Raw genomic sequence first — 16,577 nt, 5'->3', positions numbered from 1 at the left:
CCGTGGTCGTTGGAGCCGACAGGGAGGCAGCGATGACCGACATGAAGCTTGAGGTGGCCACCATCCCGGTCGCCGATCTCGACCGGGCGAAGGCCTTTTACGCCGGCCTCGGGTGGCGGCTGGACGCCGACTTCCGGCTCGGCGGTGGCCGCGCGATCCAGTTCACCCCACCGGGCTCGGACTGCTCGATCCACTTCAGCCCGGGCACCGCGGCGGCGCCGCCCGGCTCGGCACAGGGGCTGTATCTGATCGTGTCCGACATCGACGCCGCGCGCGAGGAGCTGACCGCCAAGGGCGTGCGGGTCAGCGCCACGTTCCACCGCACCCCGGACGGACAGGCCGACGGTCCGGCGCCCGACCGGGCCAGCTACAACTCGCTCGCCACCTTCAGCGACCCGGACGGCAACGGCTGGGTGCTGCAAGAGGTCACCGACCGGCTGCCCGGCCGCATCGATTCCGGTACGACGACGTACACGTCCGCTAACGATCTGGCGACCGCGCTGCGGCGCGCGGCGGCCGCACACGGCGAGCACGAGCAGCGCACCGGCGAGGCCGACGAGAACTGGCCCGACTGGTACGCCGCGTACCTGGTCAGCGAGCAGGCCGGCACCGAACCACCCAAGTAGTCCTTGGGTTCACGGCCGCCGCTGCTCGTCGTCGACGACCGCCGCCAGCAGGTCGCGCAGCTGACGGCGGTCGGCGTCCAGCACGTCGAAGAGTGCGGCGGCCCGCACGTGGGCCTTGCTGCCCAGCAGGTCGCGACGGCGCTGCCCCTCCTCGGTCAGCACGAGGTGCTTGACCCGCCGATCGGACGGGTCGGTGCGGCGCGTCACCAGGCCCCGGCGCTCCAGCCCGTCGACGATCCCGGTCACGTTGGAAGCGTCGCAGCTGAGCAGGTCGGCGAGGTCGCGCATCGGTGCGGGGCCGCGCAGATTGACCAGCGCGAGGGCCTGGGCGGGCGGCAGGTCGAGTTCTGCCGCGATCGCGTTGAACCCCTGCCGCAGCCGGCCCGCCACCTGGAAGACCAGGTCGGCCAGCTCGGTGGTCAGCTGGTCGGTCTCTGCGCTCATGACTCCAATGGTACGTGTCCTCGATAGTTGAGGTTCTGAAGTATCTGCTACGCTCCCTAAAAGGTTGAGGTGCTCAACATTTGACTTTCTCAAGGAGGAGTCGTGGCGGTGGTTACGAACGCGGAGCAGACGCGGCGTACGGGACGGTTCGGCAGGGCGAGGGACCGGATGCTCGTGGTCGCGGGCGCGGTGCTCGCGACTGTCCTGGTCTGGGTGATCGGCGAGCCGCTGCTCGGCCATGACCTGGTGGTGGTCTCGCCCGGCCAGCCGGCCATGGACCTCGGCCTGGCCGAGATCGCCTTCGTGGCGCTGGCGTCCAGCCTGCTCGGCTGGGCGGCACTCGCCATCCTGGAGCGGGTCACCACCCGTGCCCTCACCATCTGGACGATCGCGGCGCTCGTGGTCCTGGCGGTGTCGTTCCTGCCGTTCGCCGGCGTGGAGACGTCCGGCGGGAGCAAGGTGGTGCTGGCGCTCACGCACATCGCCGTCGCGGCGGTGCTCATCCCGGGCCTGCGGCGGTCAGCCGGCTGACAACGCCCCCAGAACACCGCAGCCGGGCCATGCTGCCTAACCGCGCCGATGCGTGCCGCACCGGCTGTCAGCCGGTGCGGCACGCTCCGCCGATCGCGGTGAGCAGGGCCTCATCGTCGGCCAGGTCGGGCGCCAGGAGCGTGATGACCTCACGGACGGACCCGGCCCGGTCCCGGTACGGCCCGGCCGCGGCGTCGTCCACCGGTGCGCCGATGCCCCGCAGGTGCTCGATCCAGGCGGCCAGGATCCGTGCGGCGCCGGCCGGTGTGCGACCGGCGGCACGTTCGGCACGGACCACCGGCAGCACACGGATGGGCAGCTTCTGCGAACCGTCGGCGGCGATCTGCGCCAGCGTGTGCCGGATGCGCGGGTTGGCGAACCGCTCCAGCAGTGCCGCCCGGTAGGTGGTGAGGTCGGCGGCGGGCAGCGGCACGTGCCGCACGGCCTCGTCCCACCACTGGTCCAGCCAGCGGCGGCAGACCGGATCGGTCACCGCTTCGGCGATGGTGTCGTGGCCGAGCGCGCTTCCGGCGTACGCCAGCAGGCTGTGCCCGCCGTTGAGCAGGAACAGCTTGCGGGTCTCATACGGGTGGACGTCGTCGGCGAACCGTGCCCCGGCGGCTTCCCAGGCCGGCCGGCCGGACGGGAACTCGCCGCCGAGCACCCATTCGGTGAACGGCTCGGTGACCACCGGCACCTGATCCGCCCAACCGGTCCGGGTGGCCACCGCCCGGACGTCGTCGGCGGTGGTCCGCGGGGTGATCCGGTCCACCATGGTCGTCACGAACGACACGTGCTCGGTGATCCAGGCCGCCAGGGCCGGCTCCACCGCCTCGGCGAGGCCGCCGATCACCTGCTCGGTCGCCGGTCCGTTGCCGGGCAGGTTGTCGCAGGACACCACGGCCAGCGAGCCGGCTCTCGCGGCGCGCCGCGCGGCCAGGCCGGCGACCAGCCGACCGGGCACGGTGAGCGGGTCCCCGCCGTGCCGGAGCGCTTCCAGGTCGGCGCGGATGCCGGGGTCGTCCAGATCGAGGTCCCCGGTCCGGTCTCGCCGGTAGGCCGCCTCGGTGACGGTCAGCGTGACCACCGCGACCTCGGGCCGGGCGAGGTAGTCGCACCAGACCGCATGGTCGGTGCCGGAATGGGCGGCCACCACCGCGCGCTGCACGGACATCTCGTCGTGCGCGGGCCCTCGGACGATCAGCGTGTACTTACCGTCCTGCCGGCGCAGCTGATCGGCGAGGTCCGGAGAGCGGCCGGTGAACGCGGCGATGCCCCATTGCTCCGCGTCCGGGGCCGCGCCGGTGTACCAGGCCTGGTGTGCCCGGAAGAAGCCGCCGAGCCCGAGGTGGACGACGCGGACCGGCCTCACAGCTTGAACACCTTTCGCGGCTGGTCGACGACCAGAGCGGTGAGCGTGTCCAGGGCCTCGTCCTCGTCCAGCCGGTGTGCCGCCACCAGGCCGGCGAGGAAGCCGGCGTCCAGGCGGCGGGACATGTCGTGGCGGGCCGGGATGGAGCAGAAGGCGCGGGTGTCGTCGATGAACCCGGACAGCCGGCTGAACCCGGCGGTCTCGGTGACCGCTTCCTGGAAGCGCCGGATCTCCGACGGGTTGTCCAGGAACCACCAGGGTGCCCCGGCGTACACCGACGGGTAAAAGCCGGCCAGCGGGGCGATCTCCCGGCTGTACACGTCCGGGTCCACGGTGAACAGCACCAGGTGGAGTCCGGGGTGGTTGCCGAAGCGCTCCAGCAGCGGCTGCAGCGCGCGGGTGTACTCGACGGCGACCGGGATGTCGTGGCCGGTGTCCGGGCCGTACCGTTGCAGGGTTTCCGGGTGGTGGTTGCGGTAGACGCCCGGGTGCAGGGTCATGACCAGGCCGTCGTCGCAGGACATGCGGGCCATCTCGTAGGTCATGTGGCGCCGGAAGGCGAGGGCTTCGGCGTCGGTGACGGCGCCGGCCAGTGCTGCCCGGTAGATGCGCTGGGCGTCGTGGAGTTCGAGTGGCTCGGCACCGGCGTCGGCGTGGCCGTGGTCGGCGGAGACCGCGCCGCGGGCGATGAAGTACTGCCGGCGCTCGGCCAGCGCGTCCAGATAGCTCGCGTAGTCGCCGGCGTCGCCGAGGCCCTTGACGGTCTCGGCCCAGCCGGGCCGGCCGATCTCCAGGTAGCGGTCGGGCCGGAAGGTGGGTGCGACGGTCGTGCTGACGTCCGGGTCGTCGCGCAGCGCCTCGTGTGCGGCGAGGTCGTCGGCGGGGTCGTCGGTGGTGGCCAGGAACTCGATGCCGAATCGCCGCAGCAGGGCCCGGGGGCGGTGGCTGGGGCGGCGCAGCTGCTCGGCGATCTGGTCGTACAGGGCGTCGGCGTTGTCCGCGCCGGGTCGCTCGGTCACCCCGAAGATCTCGGCGAGCTCGCTGTCGAACCAGTAGCGCACCGGCGTACCCCGCAGCACATGCCAGTGGCCGCACAGCAGCCGCCATGCCTGCCTGGCCCGGTCCTCCGGCAGCGGCCCCTCGGCCACGCCGAGCCGGTCGAGGCCGATGCCGGCGGTGTGCAGCAGCCGGGTGACGTAGTGGTCGGGCTGGATGAACAGGCTGGTCGGGTCCGCGAACGGCTGGTCGTCGAGCAGCAGCTTCGGGTCGACGTGCCCGTGCGGGGAGATGATCGGCAGGTCCCGGACCGCGCCGTACAGCCGGCGGGCTATCTCCCGCACGCCAGGTTCGGTGGGCAGCAGCCGGTCGGGATGCACAGTCAAGGTGGCCATAGCGGTCAGCGTCAGGGCGTCGCGGACGGCGGAGCAAGCGGTTGCCGTTTGTTGCATCGCGGCGACGGCAACATCTGGCAACTCGTTGATTAATTCGGATGCATCGACGAAACCTTCTCGTAACTCTGCATCGCCGTAACGCGGATCACACCGTACCGGCGGGCCACACCGAGGGAGAAGGACGATGGCTTTGAGAAGGATGCGCGCGGTCGTGGCGCTGGCCGGTGCGGTCACCCTGACGGCCGGGCTCGTCGCCTGCGGCGGCGGTGACGACGAGGGCGGCGGCGGCGGCGAGGGCAAGACCCTCAACGTGCTGATCGGCGCGAACACGCAGTACCCGGAGGAGTTCCAGGCCTGGCAGAAGTCGGTCAGCGACAAGTTCAAGGCGCAGACCGGTGCCACCGTCGAGTTCGAGACGTTCGCGACCGCGAACGACGAGCTGACGAAGATCCAGACGTCGGTCGTGGCGGGCAGCGGTCCCGACGTGTACGCGGTCGGCACCACGCTGACGCCGACGGCGTACTCGACCGGCGCGTTCGTGAAGCTGGGCGACGAGCAGTGGGACAAGATCGGCGGCAAGGACAAATTCGTGCCGGCGACCCTGGGCATCTCCGGACCGGACGAGCAGAACCAGGTCGGCGTCCCGTGGGTGAGCCGGCCGTTCGTCATGGTCTACAACACCGAGATTCTCAAGGCGGCCGGGATCAGCAAGCCGGCGGCCACCTGGGACGAGCTGACCCAGCACGCCAAGCAGCTGACCACGGGCGATCAGTACGGCCTGTCGGTCGGCTACAAGGACAACTTCGACCCGTGGAAGTTCGTCTGGGGCATGTCGGTGCAGGCCGGCAACCCGCTCGTCGACGGCAAGACGGCCAAGCTCACCGACCCGACCACCAAGAAGGCGTACCAGACCTACTTCGGCTGGCTCACCACCGACAAGGTGGTCAACCCGGCCGCGATCGGCTGGAGCAACTCGCAGGCGATCGCCGAGTTCGCCAAGGGCAAGACCGCCTACATGGCGCTGACCTCCGCGACCGCCGCCAAGGCCCTCGACGGCGGGGCGACCAAGGGCAAGTGGTCGTTCGCGCTGCTGCCGACCGTGCCGCCCGGCGCTACCAGCCGCCCGGCGAACGGTGTGGAGGCCGCCAGCATCCTGTCCGGCGACAACCTGCTGGTCGCCGACTACTCGAAGAACCAGGACCTGGCGTTCGAGTTCGTCAAGCTGATCACCGACCAGGAAGTGCAGCTGGAGTACTACAAGGCGGTCGGTAACCTGCCGGCGAACGCCGCGGCGCTGGACACCCTGAAGTCGGATCAGCAGCTGGCGACGGTGGCCGAGGCCGCCAAGAAGTCGGTGGCGACCCCGTTCACCGGCGCGTGGGCGGACATCCAGCTGGCCCTGACCAACGTGGTGGTGCAGTCGATCCCCGACCTGTCGAAGGGATCGGTGAGCGACGCGCAGCTCGACGCCCGGCTGGCGGACGCCCAGAAGGCCGCGCAGTCCTCTCTGGACCGGGCGAAATAGAAGCCGGCTGCCATGACTGACGACGGCACCACCACCACGCTCGCCGAGCGCGGCGAGGACACCGCGGCGGCACCCGGCCACCGGGAGCGGCGCCGCCGCGGTGTCACCGAACAGCAGCGCCCGCTCTGGATGCTGATCCCCGGTGGGCTGCTGATGACGCTGATCATCATCATCCCGCTGCTGCTGGCGGTCTACATCTCGCTGATCGACCTGGACCAGTACACGCTGCGCCGGTGGCTGGAGGCGCCGTTCATCGGCCTGGACAACTTCGTCGAGGCGTTCCAGTCCGGCCTGCCGAACTCGATCTGGATCAGCGTCTCGTTCGCGGTGCTGTCCACCGCGGCGACCGTCCCGTTCGGGATCGCCGCCGCGGTGGCCACCCAGAACGCCTACCGCGGCCGGTCCCTGGTCCGGGCGGTGTTCCTGATCCCCTATGTTCTGCCGTCCTTCGTGGTGGCCACCGTGTGGCGGACCATGCTGCAACCGGACGGCATCGTCAACAACCTGCTCGCCAAGGCGAACGTCGACGGCGGGTTGTGGCTGAGCGGGCCGAAGTCGTACTGGACGCTGATCCTGGTGGAGATCTGGGCGGCCTGGCCGTTCATCTACCTGATGGCGCTGGCCGGCCTGCAGAGCGTCGACGGCGAGGTGCACGAGGCGTCCGCCATCGACGGGGCGAACTGGTGGCCCAAGCTGACCCACGTCATCCTGCCGTACCTGCGCGGCCCGGTGCTGCTGGCCTGTCTGCTGGCCACGCTCAATCACATCAACAACTTCACGCTGCCGTTCGTCCTGTTCGGCGCGCCCGCCCCGGACGACGTCAACGTCATGCCGATGATCGTCTACGTGACCAGCTTCCAGAGCCTGCGGTTCGGTCTCAGCGCGGCGATGGCGATCGTCTCGCTGCTGATCATCGCGATTCCGCTGTTCGTCTATCTGCGCGCGCTGCGACTGGACGTGCACGAAGAGGGAGGCCGCAAATGACCGCGCCCACCCGCCGGCGGCCGGCCGCCGGCGAGGCACACCGGCTGCTGCCCCCGGCGGTCCTGTTCGCCGTCACCGTGGGCCTGTGCGCCATGGTCCTGATCCCGTTGCTGTACATCGTGCTGGCATCGCTGAACACCGACCTCGGCGTCGCCTCCGGCGAGTTCTGGCCCAGCACGTTCTCGCTGGACAGCTACACCCGCATCTGGACCACCGCGGACCTGTCCACCGGCCTGCTGAACAGCATGCTGGTGTGCACGTTCGTGGCGATCGCCTCGGCGGTGCTCGGCACCATGACCGCGTACGTGCTGGTGCGGTACACGTTCGTCGGCCGGATCACCATCCTGCGCGGGCTGGTCGGCATGCAGAGCATCCCGGGCACCCTGATGCTGCTGCCGGTGTTCGTGCTGTACTCCTCGGCCGGCAACTACCTGGGGGTCGCGGTGGTCGGCACCAGGTGGGGGCTGTTCCTGGCGTACCTGACCTTCGCCCTGCCGTTCTCCACCTGGGTGATGGTGACCTACCTGCGTGGACTGCCCCGCGAGCTGGAGGAGGCGGGCCGGATGGACGGCGCCTCCACCGTACGGATCCTGTTCCGGATCATCGTGCCGCTGAGCCTTCCGGCGATCGTGGTGTCCGGCATCTTCGCCTTCCTGCTGGGCTGGAACGACGTGCTGTTCGCGTCGGTGCTGACCCGGCCGGAGACGCAGACCGCCGCGGTGGCGCTGTCCATCTTCGGTGCCACCCAGGAGGGCGGCGCCATTCCGGTCTACTCGCAGGTGATGGCCGCCGCGCTGGTCACCGCCGCGCCGGTGGTGATCCTCTATCTGGTGTTCCAGCGCTATCTGGTCGGCGGTCTCACCGCCGGCGGGGTCAAGTGACCACCGCCGCGGTGATCGGGTGCGGTGACGTCTCGGTCGTGCACCTGGGCGCCATCGGCAAGCTCGCCGGCGTCACCCTGGTCGGTGTCTGCGACACCGACACCGACCGGGGCGCGGGCTTGCACGTTCCGCGTTTCACCGATCACCGTCGACTGCTCGATGAGGTACGCCCGGACGTCGTACACATCTGCACCCCGCACGACCAGCACACGAGCGTGGCCGTCGACTGCCTCGAGGCCGGCGTCAACGTGCTGCTCGAGAAACCGGTCGCGCACACCGTCGCCGAAGCCGACCGGCTGATCGACGCGGCCCGCCGCCACCCGCACCTCAAGGTCGGGATCTGTCTGCAGAACCGCTACAACACCGCCACTCGTACCGCCTACGACCTGCTCTCCACCGGCGGGCTCGGACCGGTCGTGGGCGGCTCGGCCACCGTCATGTGGCACCGCGACAGCGCCTACTACCAGGCCCGGCCCTGGCGCGGCCAGCGTGTCCGCAGCGGCGGCGGCGTCCTGATCAACCAGGCCGTCCACACCGTCGACCTGCTCGAATGGCTGCTCGGCGACGTCACGGGGGTGTGTGGCCAGGCCGGCCGGTACGCCCTGGACGGCATCGACGTGGAGGACACCGCGAGCATGGTTCTCGACCACGCCGGCGGCGCCCGCAGCGTCCTGTTCGCCACCGTCGCCAATGCCGTCGACTCGCCGGTGACCATCGAGATCACCACCAAGCGGGCGACGCTGCTGATCCGCGGTGACCTGACCGTCAGCCACGCCGGCGGGCGCGTCGAGACGATCGCCGAACCGGTGGTCAGCACCGGCGGCCGCGGTTACTGGGGCGCCTCGCACGAGCTGCTCATCGCCGACTTCTACCGGACGCTGCCGGATCCGGCGCCGTTCTGGATCGGGCCGCAGGAGGGCGCCCGGTCCCTGCGCCTGATCGACCAGATCTACCACCCTTGAAAGGACCGCCCGCATGTGGACCCTCTCCGGTTTCGTGGACGAGATCTCATCCGACTTCGCCGAGCAGTGCCGGGTCGCGTCCGAGCTCGGCCTCACCCACGTCGAGCTGCGCAGCGCCTGGGACGTCAACATCCTCGACCTCGAACCCGGGCAGCTGGCGTCGATGAAGAAGACGCTCGCCGGGCACGGGCTCGCGGTGTCCAGCATCGGCTCCCCGATCGGCAAGATCTACATCGACGAGCCGTTCCCCGCGCATCTGGAGCGGATGCGGCACGCCGCCGAGGTCGCGCACCTGTTCGGCGCGCCGTACATCCGGATCTTCTCGTTCTTCCTGCGGCCCGGCGCCGATCCGGCCGCGCACCGCGATGAGGTGATCGACCGGATGCGCGCGCTGGCGCGCGTCGCCGAGGAGGCGGACCTGATCCTGCTGCACGAGAACGAGAAGGAGATCTACGGCGACGTCCCGGACCGGTGCCTGGACATCGTGCGCTCGGTCGGCTCGCCGCACCTGCGGCTGGCCTGGGACCCGGCGAACTTCGTGCAGGTCGGCGTGCGCCCCTACACCGACGGGTACGCGATGTTGCGCCCGCACGTCGAGTACATCCAGATCAAGGACGCGCTCGCCGTAGACGGTTCGGTGGTGACCGCCGGGTACGGCGACGGCGAGGTGGCCGAGACGATCCGGGCACTGCACCACGACGGGTTCGACGGCTTCTTCTCCCTGGAACCGCACCTGAACATCGGCACGACGCTGGGCGGCTTCTCCGGACCGGAGGAGTTCCGCCGCGCCTGCGAGGACTTCACCGAGCTACTGAAGACCGAGGGGATCGAGTACAAGTGAGCACCGTACGCAAGATCGCTGTGGTGGGCGCCGGGGTCATCGGCCGTCACCACGGCCTGGTGATCAGCCAGCTCGCGGACCGCCTCGACCTGGTCGCGGTCGTCGACGTCCAGATCGAACGCGCCGAGGAGCTGGTGGCGCGGCGCGGCGGCCGGGCGTTCGCGTCGCTGACCGACGCCCTGGCCGCCGAACAGATCGACATCGTGGTGGTCTGCACGCCGACCGGCCGGCACGGCGAGGTGGCGATCGAGGCCCTGCAGGCCGGCAAGCACGTCATCGTCGAGAAGCCCGCGGAGATCACCGCGGCGCGCACCGACGAGATCATCGAGGCGCGGCAGAAGTCCGGGACTCTCGTGACGGTGATCTCGCAGCACCGCTTCGACCCGGCCACCGAGACCACGCTCGCCGCCATCGAACGCGGTGAACTGGGCCGGCTGACCTCGGGCATCGCCTCGATCGACTGGTGGCGCGGACAGAGCTACTACGACTCCGGCGACTGGCGCGGCACCTGGCAGCTCGACGGCGGCGGCGCCCTGATGAACCAGGGTGTGCACACCGTCGACCTGCTGATCGCCGCGCTGGGCCGGCCGGTGGAGGTGTTCGCCTACACCGGCACCCTCGCCCACGAGCGGATCGACGTGGAGGACGTGGCGGTCGGCGTGGTGCGCTTCGAATCCGGTGCGCTGGGCGTGCTGCACGCCACCACCGCCGCCTTCCCGGGGCTCAGCGCGCGCCTGCAGGTGCACGGCGACAAGGGTTCCTCGGTCATCGACAACGACCAGCTGGCCTTCTTCCAGGTCACGTCACCGGATACCGAAGCGGAGGAACGACTGATGGGTACGACCGAGAGCCGCGCCGTGCCGACCGCCGGCAGCAACCCCGGGCAGCTGTCGGACGCGCACCGGCTGCAGTACCTGAACTTCCTCGGCGCCCTGGACGGCACCGAGCCGCTGCGCGTCGACCTGGAGACCAACCGGCAGTCGATAGCGGTCATCACCGGGGCGTACGAGTCGGCGCGGACCGGACGGCCGGTGCGGCTGTGATGAACCGGATCGCCGCCAACCCCATTCCGTACTGGGCCACCGCGGGCAAGACCCGGGAGGTGTTCGAGGAGGCGTTCCGCGACTTCCAGGAGATCGGGTTCACCGCCGTGAAGGCCGACGTGCCGGACGGCATGAGCGCGTCCGCGTACGCGGACTGGATCGCCGGATACGGCCTGTCGCCGTCGCTGAGCCTGTTCAGCTCACCCTTCGACGAGACCGTGGACATGGCCGAGGAGATCGAGCGGGCCAAGCGGTTCGCCGCGGACCAGGTGGCGCTGGGCCTCGACCGTACGATGATCTCCTCCATGGCCGTGCCGGCCCGGATGGCCGAACCGGCGGTCGGCGCCGGTTTCGACGCCGGCCGTCTGACCCGCGCGATCGACAACTGCGGTGCGGTGTGCCGGGTGCTCCAGGCCGAGGGGCTGCGCCCGCTGCACCACTCGCACGTCGGCGGCGTGTTCGAGACCGAGGACGAGATCGTCCGCCTGCTCGACGACCTGGGTCCGGACGTCATCGGGTTCGGACCCGACACCGGGCACCTGCGGTGGGCCGGGATCGAGCCGGCGGCGTTCATCCGCCGCTACGCCGACCGGATCGGCGGGATCCACATCAAGGACTGCTTCGCCGACTACCTGCCGCCGAGCAGTCGCGCCGGCATGAGCTACCACCAGGTGCAGCGGACCAAACGGCTGTGGGCGGAACCCGGTCGCGGTGTGGTGGACCTCGACGCCGTCCTGGCCGCGATCCCGGACGGCTACGACGGCGACTTCATGATCGAGGTGGACGAGCCGAGCGTCGAGTCGAAACGGGAGTCACACCGCATCTCCTACGAGTGGGCCCGGCGAGCCCTATGACGGGCGCCGCCGGCTCTGGGCGGTCGACTGCCGTACGACCAGCCGCACCGGCAGCACCAGCGGCCTGCCACTGGGCTGCGCGCCCTGCGCGAGCGCGATGCAGTTGCGTACGCCGGTCATGCCCATCCGGTACAACGGCGCCGCGATGGTGGTCAGCGCGGGCTCGACCAGGTCGTCGAAGACGATGTTGTCGAACCCGACCACGCTGACCTCGTCCGGGACGGCGACGCCGAGCTTGCGCAGGCCCTTCATCACCCCGATGGCGAGGGCGTCGTTGTACGCGAGTACGGCCGTGGCGTCGGCCATCGCCACGCGCCGTGCCGCGGCCAGGCCGGCGAGCACGGTCGGTTCATTGGGACCGATCCGGCGTACGTCCAGGTCGAGCTCGGCCGCCGCGGTCAGCAACGCCCGCCACCGCATCCCGTCCGCCCAGCTGGTCTCCGGCCCGGCCACGTACGTGACGCGCTCATGGCCGAGGGCGCCGAGATGCTCCAGGGCCCGCCGGATCCCGCGCTCGCTGTCGTTCACCACGCAGCTCGCCTCCGGGATGATCCGGTTCAACAGCACCACGGGCCGCTGCTTGGCCACCATCCGCAGTGCCGAGTCGGTCATCCGGGAGCTGGCGATGACGATGCCGTCGACGTGGGCGAGCTCGCGTTCGATGGTTCGGCGCTCCTCCTCCGGGGACTCGTTGGTATGCGAGAGGATCACGTGATAGCCGGCTTCACGGGCCGCCTCGTAGGCGCCCTTGATGATCTCGCCATAGAAGGGATTCGTGACATCGGCGATGACCAGTGCGATGGCTCCGTTGACGGTCCGGGCCTCGGACTGCTGCCCGCCGGATGTGCCGGGCCGGTAGCCCAGACGCGTGGCGGCCTCGAAGACCCGCCGGGCGGTGTCGGTGTTGACCCGGCCCGGCCGGGCATAGGCCCGCGACACCGTGGATGCGGCCACGCCGGCCTCACGCGCGACGTCGTAGATGGTGGGACGCCGTCCCATGAAGGTCATGCTAGTAGTGCGACTGTCGAGAAGGGGGACATGATGGACACCCTGGCAGACTTCGCCGAGGGCGTCACGGCTCGGATGGGCGAGATTCTCGCCGGGGTCGGTCGACTCGGCGTCGCGTTCTCCGGCGGTGTGGACTCCTCGGTGCTGCTCGCGCTGGCGGCGCGGTCGCTGGGCCGCGAGCGGGTGGTGGCCGTCCTCGGAGTGTCGGCGAGCCTGGCCGCCGACGAGCGGACCGCCGCCCACGAGGTGGCCCGCCACATCGGAGTCGCGGTGGTCGAGGTGGCGACCCGCGAGGGCGATCGGCCCGAGTACCAGGCCAACGGCCCGGACCGCTGCTTCCACTGCCGCGACGAGCTGTTCACCCGCATCGACGACGAGGTGGTCGCCGCGCACCGGCTGGACGCGGTCGCGTACGGGGAGAACGCCGACGACGCCGTACGCCTGGACCGGCCCGGCTCGCGTGCCGCAACCGAGCACCGGGTGCTGCGCCCGCTGGTGGATGCCGGGCTGGACAAGGCGGCGGTACGCCGGATTGCCCGGGCCTTCGACCTGCCGTGCGCGGACAAGCCGGCGGCGCCGTGCCTGGCCTCGCGGATACCGCACTTCTCGATCGTGAGCCCGGAGAAGCTGCGCCAGATCGAGCGGGCGGAGGCGGCGCTGCGCCGGCTGGGATTCGCCGACCTGCGGGTTCGCCACCACGGCGAGGTCGCGCGGATCGAACTGTCCGGGTCCGACCTGGTCCGTGCGGTGACCGATCCGCTGCGTCAGGCCGTGCACGCGGCGGTGACCGCGGCCGGGTTCCGGTTCGCGGCCGTCGATCTCGCCGGCGTGCAGTCGGGTGCGTTCACGCTGCCGCTGGTCAGCGTGAGCCATGACTGACGCGCCGGATCTGTCGGCGTTCGCCACCCTGGACGTCGACCGGGCGAGCCGGCGCGGCTATCCCGAAGCCGTCTACTGCCAGGGCAAGACCGCCGCGCAGGTCGCGATGATCGCCGCGAACGTCCGCGAGCGGCCCGAGACGATCACCCTGTTCACCCGCGCGGATCCCGAGCACGCCGAGGCTGTCCGGAAGGAACTGCCGGACGCGTTCCACGACGGTGACGCGCGGCTGCTCGCCTGGCCGCCCACGCCCCCGCGTGCGAAGGGTGGCCTGGTCGTCGTGGTCGCCGCCGGCACCTCCGATCTGCCGGTCGCGCGGGAGGCGATGCTGACCGCCCGCTACCTGGGCCGGGCCACCGAGCTGGTGGTGGACGTCGGCGTGGCCGGTCTGCACCGGATCCTCGCCCGCCTCGACCTGCTGCGCCGCGCCCGCGTGGTGATCGTGGCGGCCGGGATGGACGGTGCGCTGCCGAGCGTCGTCGCCGGGCTGATCCCCGCCCCGGTGGTGGCGCTGCCGACCTCGGTCGGCTACGGCACGGGAATGCACGGCATCGCGGCGCTGCTGGCGATGCTCAACGCCTGCTCGCCCGGCATCGGGGTGGTCAACATCGACAACGGGTACGGCGCCGGGCACCTCGCCGCCCAGATCGCGGCACCGTCGTGACCGGAGACCTGCACTGCTGGATCGACGCCTCGGCCGGTGTGGCCGGGGACATGCTGCTCGGCGCGCTGATCGACGCGGGTGCCGACCGGGCGGCGGTGCAGCGGGCGGTCGACGCGGTCGTGCCCGGCGGGGTGCGCATCGTCGAGGCGACGGTGACGCGCGCGGGGCTGCGAGCGCGCAAGGTCGACGTCGAGGTGCTCGTGGAGGATCCGCCGCGGCGTACCTGGCGGACGATCCGCGGGCTGCTCGGCGACAACCCGCGGGCGCTCGCGGTGTTCGCCCGGCTGGCCGAGGCGGAAGCGCACGTGCACGCGGTGCCCGCCGACGACGTGCACTTCCACGAGGTCGGCGCGCTGGACGCGATCGCCGACGTGGTGGGGATCTGTGCGGCGCTCGACGACCTGGGCGTTTCCACGGTGTCCGCCGGCGAGGTGGCGGTCGGGTCGGGAGTCGCGCGTACCGCGCACGGCGAACTGCCGGTACCCGTTCCGGCCGTGGCGCAGCTGGCCCGTGGGTGGCGCGTCCGCGCGGGCGGCTCCGGCGAACTGGCCACCCCGACCGGCATGGCCGCGTTGCGGACCCTGGCGACGACCTGTGAGGACCTTCCGTCGATGCGGGTCGAGGCCGTCGGCGTGGGCGCCGGCGGGCGTGACGTCCTGGGCCGGCCCAACGTCGTACGTGTCGTGCTGGGCCGGACCGCAGTGACCGGCTCCGAGCGGGAACCGGCGGTGCTGCTCGAGGCCAATGTCGACGATCTCGATCCGCGCCTGTGGCCGGGGGTGCTCGCCCGATTGATGGACTGCGGCGCCGCCGATGCCTGGCTGGTACCGATCCTGATGAAGAAGGGCCGGCCGGCGCACACCCTCAGCGTGCTGTGCCACCCGGGGCGAGCGGCCGCGCTCCGGGAGGTGATGTTTCACCACACCAGCACCCTCGGCGTACGCGAGCAGGTTCTGACCAAGGTGCCACTCCCCCGCTCGTTCGCCGACGTGGACGTGGCGGGCAGCACCATCGCGATCAAGATCGGTCACCGGGACGGGACCATCGTGCAGGTCATGCCGGAGTTCGATCAGGTCGCCGCCGCGGCCCGCGAGCAGGGCCGGCCGGAGCGGCTCGTCCTCGAGGACGCGCTGGCTGCCGCGGTCGCCGCCGGCCTGATCGTCGGCGGCCCGATCCCTAACGAAGCCTGAAGAGGGTCTCGCCGGCCCGCGGCACGACCAGGGTGTCCGGATCGGCGGCGAACGCGGCCAGGTCGACCGAGGCCGGGTCGAGGTATCCGAGGTCGGCCGCACGGCAGACGTCCTCGGGGATCGCCGTGGCGAGGGTGACCCGCACCCGCAGCCGCTCCTGCCCGGTCACCGCGTCGAACGTGCCGGCGCCGCGCAGGTGCGTCGAATGGGCGAGCACACCCCACGGCACGTCCGCGAACCGATCCCACTGGGCGACGAAGTAGTCGCGGCAGTGATACCCGATCTCGTAGATCTCCGGATGGGTCGAGGACAGCTGGGTGACGTGCGGGGCGTACAGGACGACCTCGCCGCCGTCGGCCACCACCGGCTCGACCTTGTAGAAGCCCTTCGCGGCGGTCCAGATCTCGTCGTACATCTCGGGCACGATCGACAACACCCGCCGGACCGGGGCGTCGAGGTAGGTGACGTGGGTGGCGGCGCACACCTCAGCGGCCGATGCCCACGAGGCCCGGGTCTCACCGAACGACACCGAGTGCAGCCGGCTGGCCGTGCCCGCGTCCGGTCCGGCGGCACCGGCGGGGAGGGCGTCATCCACCGCGCCGTCCACGGCGGCGTCCGCCACCTCGGCGGTGACCACGGACAGGCCGAGCTTCTCGGCCGGGATCAGCGCGGCACCGTCGTCGATCAGCGCCCGTACCGGTGTGGTGCCGCTGGTGCCGATGATCTCCGCGGAGGTGATCAGCGCACCCAGCCAGTGCGAGACGTCGATGATCTTCTTGCCGCCGACGCCCGGGAAGAAGTACTTGTTGCCGCCGGACATGCCGACGACCTCGTGCGGCAGCACCGGGCCGAGCACCAGCGCGACGTCATGCTCCACCACCGCCCGGTTCAGCAGCACCGGCACCTCGACGCTCATCCGCCCCGCGGACAGCTCGGCGATCCGCGCGGCCGGCACGGTGCCCAGATCGGCGAACGTCTCCGGCTTCCACCACTCGTGGTTGAGCACCTCGGTGCCCGGATAGGTGTCGGCCAGGCGACCGGGTTCGTAGCCGAGGTGCTGGGCGAGCGCGTCGTCCGGCATGGGTGCGTGTGTGCCCAGAGCGACCAGCACGGTCAACCGGGTCACCCGGCCGTGCAGCGCCCCGTGCACGGCCCGCATCAGCAGCGGCAGCGGGCACGTGCGCGTGCCGTCGGGAACGAGCACGCAGACACTGCGACCGTCGAAGGGGTACGCGGTGAGCTGCTCGGTGATGAACGCGACGACCTGATGCTCGTCCAGCACGGTCGAGGCGTCACCGAGGCGGGCCGCCGACGCGGCCAAGCCGGGCGGAAGGGCACTGATCGACGTCATGGTTCGGCCTCTCCGGGAGCGCGGCCCTCAG

Annotated in this window: 17 protein-coding genes; 12 read left to right on the top strand and 5 right to left on the bottom strand. The window is 71.0% G+C overall.

The window, feature by feature from the left end; translation table 11 throughout:
- Window positions 1-32 precede the first annotated feature (32 nt).
- Window positions 33-626 carry a VOC family protein gene (locus tag I4J89_RS25180; protein WP_196416527.1) on the top strand — a complete coding sequence of 198 codons (594 nt, stop codon included), beginning with the start codon at window positions 33-35 and terminating at the stop codon, window positions 624-626.
- 9 nt (window positions 627-635) lie between these two features.
- Here I4J89_RS25180 and I4J89_RS25175 read toward each other — a convergent pair whose 3' ends face one another.
- Window positions 636-1,070 carry a MarR family winged helix-turn-helix transcriptional regulator gene (locus I4J89_RS25175; protein ID WP_196416526.1) on the bottom strand — a complete coding sequence of 145 codons (435 nt, stop codon included), beginning with the start codon at window positions 1,068-1,070 and terminating at the stop codon, window positions 636-638.
- Between the two features lie 102 nt (window positions 1,071-1,172).
- On the opposite strand from I4J89_RS25175, the gene I4J89_RS25170 reads away from it, so the two are divergent.
- On the top strand, window positions 1,173-1,601 hold the full coding sequence (locus I4J89_RS25170; protein ID WP_309238474.1) for a DUF6069 family protein: 429 nt from the start codon (window positions 1,173-1,175) through the stop codon (window positions 1,599-1,601).
- Window positions 1,602-1,668: 67 nt separating this feature from the next.
- Here the strand turns inward: I4J89_RS25170 and I4J89_RS51595 are convergent, their stop codons facing one another.
- Both I4J89_RS51595 and uxaC read right to left on the bottom strand, forming a co-directional pair.
- Window positions 1,669-2,973, bottom strand: a complete 1,305-nt coding sequence (locus I4J89_RS51595; RefSeq protein WP_196416525.1) for a mannitol dehydrogenase family protein — start codon at window positions 2,971-2,973, stop codon at window positions 1,669-1,671.
- Window positions 2,970-4,364 carry a glucuronate isomerase gene (uxaC, locus tag I4J89_RS25160; RefSeq protein WP_196416524.1) on the bottom strand — a complete coding sequence of 465 codons (1,395 nt, stop codon included), beginning with the start codon at window positions 4,362-4,364 and terminating at the stop codon, window positions 2,970-2,972. The genes I4J89_RS51595 and uxaC overlap by 4 nt, the downstream gene beginning before the upstream one ends.
- A gap of 184 nt (window positions 4,365-4,548) precedes the next feature.
- On the opposite strand from uxaC, the gene I4J89_RS25155 reads away from it, so the two are divergent.
- From I4J89_RS25155 to I4J89_RS25125, 7 genes are read left to right on the top strand one after another with little or no spacing between them, the layout of a single operon-like run.
- Window positions 4,549-5,889, top strand: coding sequence for an ABC transporter substrate-binding protein (locus tag I4J89_RS25155; protein ID WP_230859547.1), 1,341 nt, complete (start codon window positions 4,549-4,551; stop codon window positions 5,887-5,889).
- Window positions 5,890-5,901: 12 nt separating this feature from the next.
- Entirely contained in the window at window positions 5,902-6,873 is a 972-nt protein-coding gene (locus I4J89_RS25150) for a carbohydrate ABC transporter permease (protein WP_196416523.1), read from the top strand.
- Entirely contained in the window at window positions 6,870-7,754 is an 885-nt protein-coding gene (locus I4J89_RS25145) for a carbohydrate ABC transporter permease (protein WP_196416522.1), read from the top strand. Before I4J89_RS25150 ends, I4J89_RS25145 begins: the two co-directional genes overlap by 4 nt.
- Entirely contained in the window at window positions 7,751-8,716 is a 966-nt protein-coding gene (locus tag I4J89_RS25140) for a Gfo/Idh/MocA family protein (RefSeq protein WP_196416521.1), read from the top strand. The genes I4J89_RS25145 and I4J89_RS25140 overlap by 4 nt, the downstream gene beginning before the upstream one ends.
- Before the next feature lie 13 nt (window positions 8,717-8,729).
- A complete protein-coding gene (locus tag I4J89_RS25135; protein ID WP_196416520.1) occupies window positions 8,730-9,557 on the top strand; it encodes a sugar phosphate isomerase/epimerase family protein in 828 nt (275 codons plus the stop codon).
- Window positions 9,554-10,600 carry a Gfo/Idh/MocA family protein gene (locus tag I4J89_RS25130; protein WP_196416519.1) on the top strand — a complete coding sequence of 349 codons (1,047 nt, stop codon included), beginning with the start codon at window positions 9,554-9,556 and terminating at the stop codon, window positions 10,598-10,600. The genes I4J89_RS25135 and I4J89_RS25130 overlap by 4 nt, the downstream gene beginning before the upstream one ends.
- Window positions 10,600-11,454, top strand: coding sequence for a sugar phosphate isomerase/epimerase family protein (locus I4J89_RS25125; protein WP_196416518.1), 855 nt, complete (start codon window positions 10,600-10,602; stop codon window positions 11,452-11,454). Before I4J89_RS25130 ends, I4J89_RS25125 begins: the two co-directional genes overlap by 1 nt.
- Here the strand turns inward: I4J89_RS25125 and I4J89_RS25120 are convergent.
- The gene (locus tag I4J89_RS25120) at window positions 11,449-12,453 is read right to left on the bottom strand and encodes a LacI family DNA-binding transcriptional regulator (RefSeq protein ID WP_196416517.1); all 1,005 of its coding nucleotides are present in this window, start codon (window positions 12,451-12,453) and stop codon (window positions 11,449-11,451) included. The two genes, I4J89_RS25125 and I4J89_RS25120, sit on opposite strands and share 6 nt — an antisense overlap.
- Window positions 12,454-12,492: 39 nt before the next feature.
- Between I4J89_RS25120 and larE the strand changes: the two genes are divergently transcribed.
- Genes larE through larC form a run of 3 tightly spaced genes read left to right on the top strand, consistent with a single transcriptional unit; the run spans window position 12,493 to window position 15,195 of the window.
- On the top strand, window positions 12,493-13,341 hold the full coding sequence (gene larE, locus I4J89_RS25115) for an ATP-dependent sacrificial sulfur transferase LarE (protein WP_196416516.1): 849 nt from the start codon (window positions 12,493-12,495) through the stop codon (window positions 13,339-13,341).
- A complete protein-coding gene (larB, locus tag I4J89_RS25110) occupies window positions 13,334-14,005 on the top strand; it encodes a nickel pincer cofactor biosynthesis protein LarB (protein ID WP_196416515.1) in 672 nt (223 codons plus the stop codon). The genes larE and larB overlap by 8 nt, the downstream gene beginning before the upstream one ends.
- A complete protein-coding gene (gene larC / locus I4J89_RS25105; RefSeq protein ID WP_196416514.1) occupies window positions 14,002-15,195 on the top strand; it encodes a nickel pincer cofactor biosynthesis protein LarC in 1,194 nt (397 codons plus the stop codon). Before larB ends, larC begins: the two co-directional genes overlap by 4 nt.
- Here the strand turns inward: larC and I4J89_RS25100 are convergent.
- Entirely contained in the window at window positions 15,182-16,546 is a 1,365-nt protein-coding gene (locus I4J89_RS25100; protein ID WP_196416513.1) for a lactate racemase domain-containing protein, read from the bottom strand. The two genes, larC and I4J89_RS25100, sit on opposite strands and share 14 nt — an antisense overlap.
- Between the last annotated feature and the right edge of the window lie 31 nt (window positions 16,547-16,577).

Origin of the sequence: Actinoplanes aureus, assembly GCF_015704865.1 — a bacterium.
In the GTDB taxonomy this organism is placed as follows: Bacteria; Actinomycetota; Actinomycetes; order Mycobacteriales; family Micromonosporaceae; genus Actinoplanes; species Actinoplanes aureus.
The sequence above is the reverse complement of the archived record's forward strand: the minus strand, read 5'-3'. Positions and strand labels throughout refer to the sequence as shown.

Bases quoted from the DNA above. Each gene is read 5' to 3' on its own strand.
- I4J89_RS25120 (WP_196416517.1), bottom strand. From the start codon at position 12,453: ATGGGACGGCGTCCCACCATCTACGACGTCGCGCGTGAGGCCGGCGTG.
- I4J89_RS25155 (WP_230859547.1), top strand. From the start codon at position 4,549: ATGGCTTTGAGAAGGATGCGCGCGGTCGTGGCGCTGGCCGGTGCGGTC.
- I4J89_RS25125 (WP_196416518.1), top strand. From the start codon at position 10,600: ATGAACCGGATCGCCGCCAACCCCATTCCGTACTGGGCCACCGCGGGC.
- I4J89_RS25145 (WP_196416522.1), top strand. From the start codon at position 6,870: ATGACCGCGCCCACCCGCCGGCGGCCGGCCGCCGGCGAGGCACACCGG.
- I4J89_RS25150 (WP_196416523.1), top strand. From the start codon at position 5,902: ATGACTGACGACGGCACCACCACCACGCTCGCCGAGCGCGGCGAGGAC.
- I4J89_RS25180 (WP_196416527.1), top strand. From the start codon at position 33: ATGACCGACATGAAGCTTGAGGTGGCCACCATCCCGGTCGCCGATCTC.
- I4J89_RS25175 (WP_196416526.1), bottom strand. From the start codon at position 1,070: ATGAGCGCAGAGACCGACCAGCTGACCACCGAGCTGGCCGACCTGGTC.
- uxaC (WP_196416524.1), bottom strand. From the start codon at position 4,364: ATGGCCACCTTGACTGTGCATCCCGACCGGCTGCTGCCCACCGAACCT.
- larE (WP_196416516.1), top strand. From the start codon at position 12,493: ATGATGGACACCCTGGCAGACTTCGCCGAGGGCGTCACGGCTCGGATG.
- I4J89_RS25135 (WP_196416520.1), top strand. From the start codon at position 8,730: ATGTGGACCCTCTCCGGTTTCGTGGACGAGATCTCATCCGACTTCGCC.
- larB (WP_196416515.1), top strand. From the start codon at position 13,334: ATGACTGACGCGCCGGATCTGTCGGCGTTCGCCACCCTGGACGTCGAC.
- I4J89_RS25100 (WP_196416513.1), bottom strand. From the start codon at position 16,546: ATGACGTCGATCAGTGCCCTTCCGCCCGGCTTGGCCGCGTCGGCGGCC.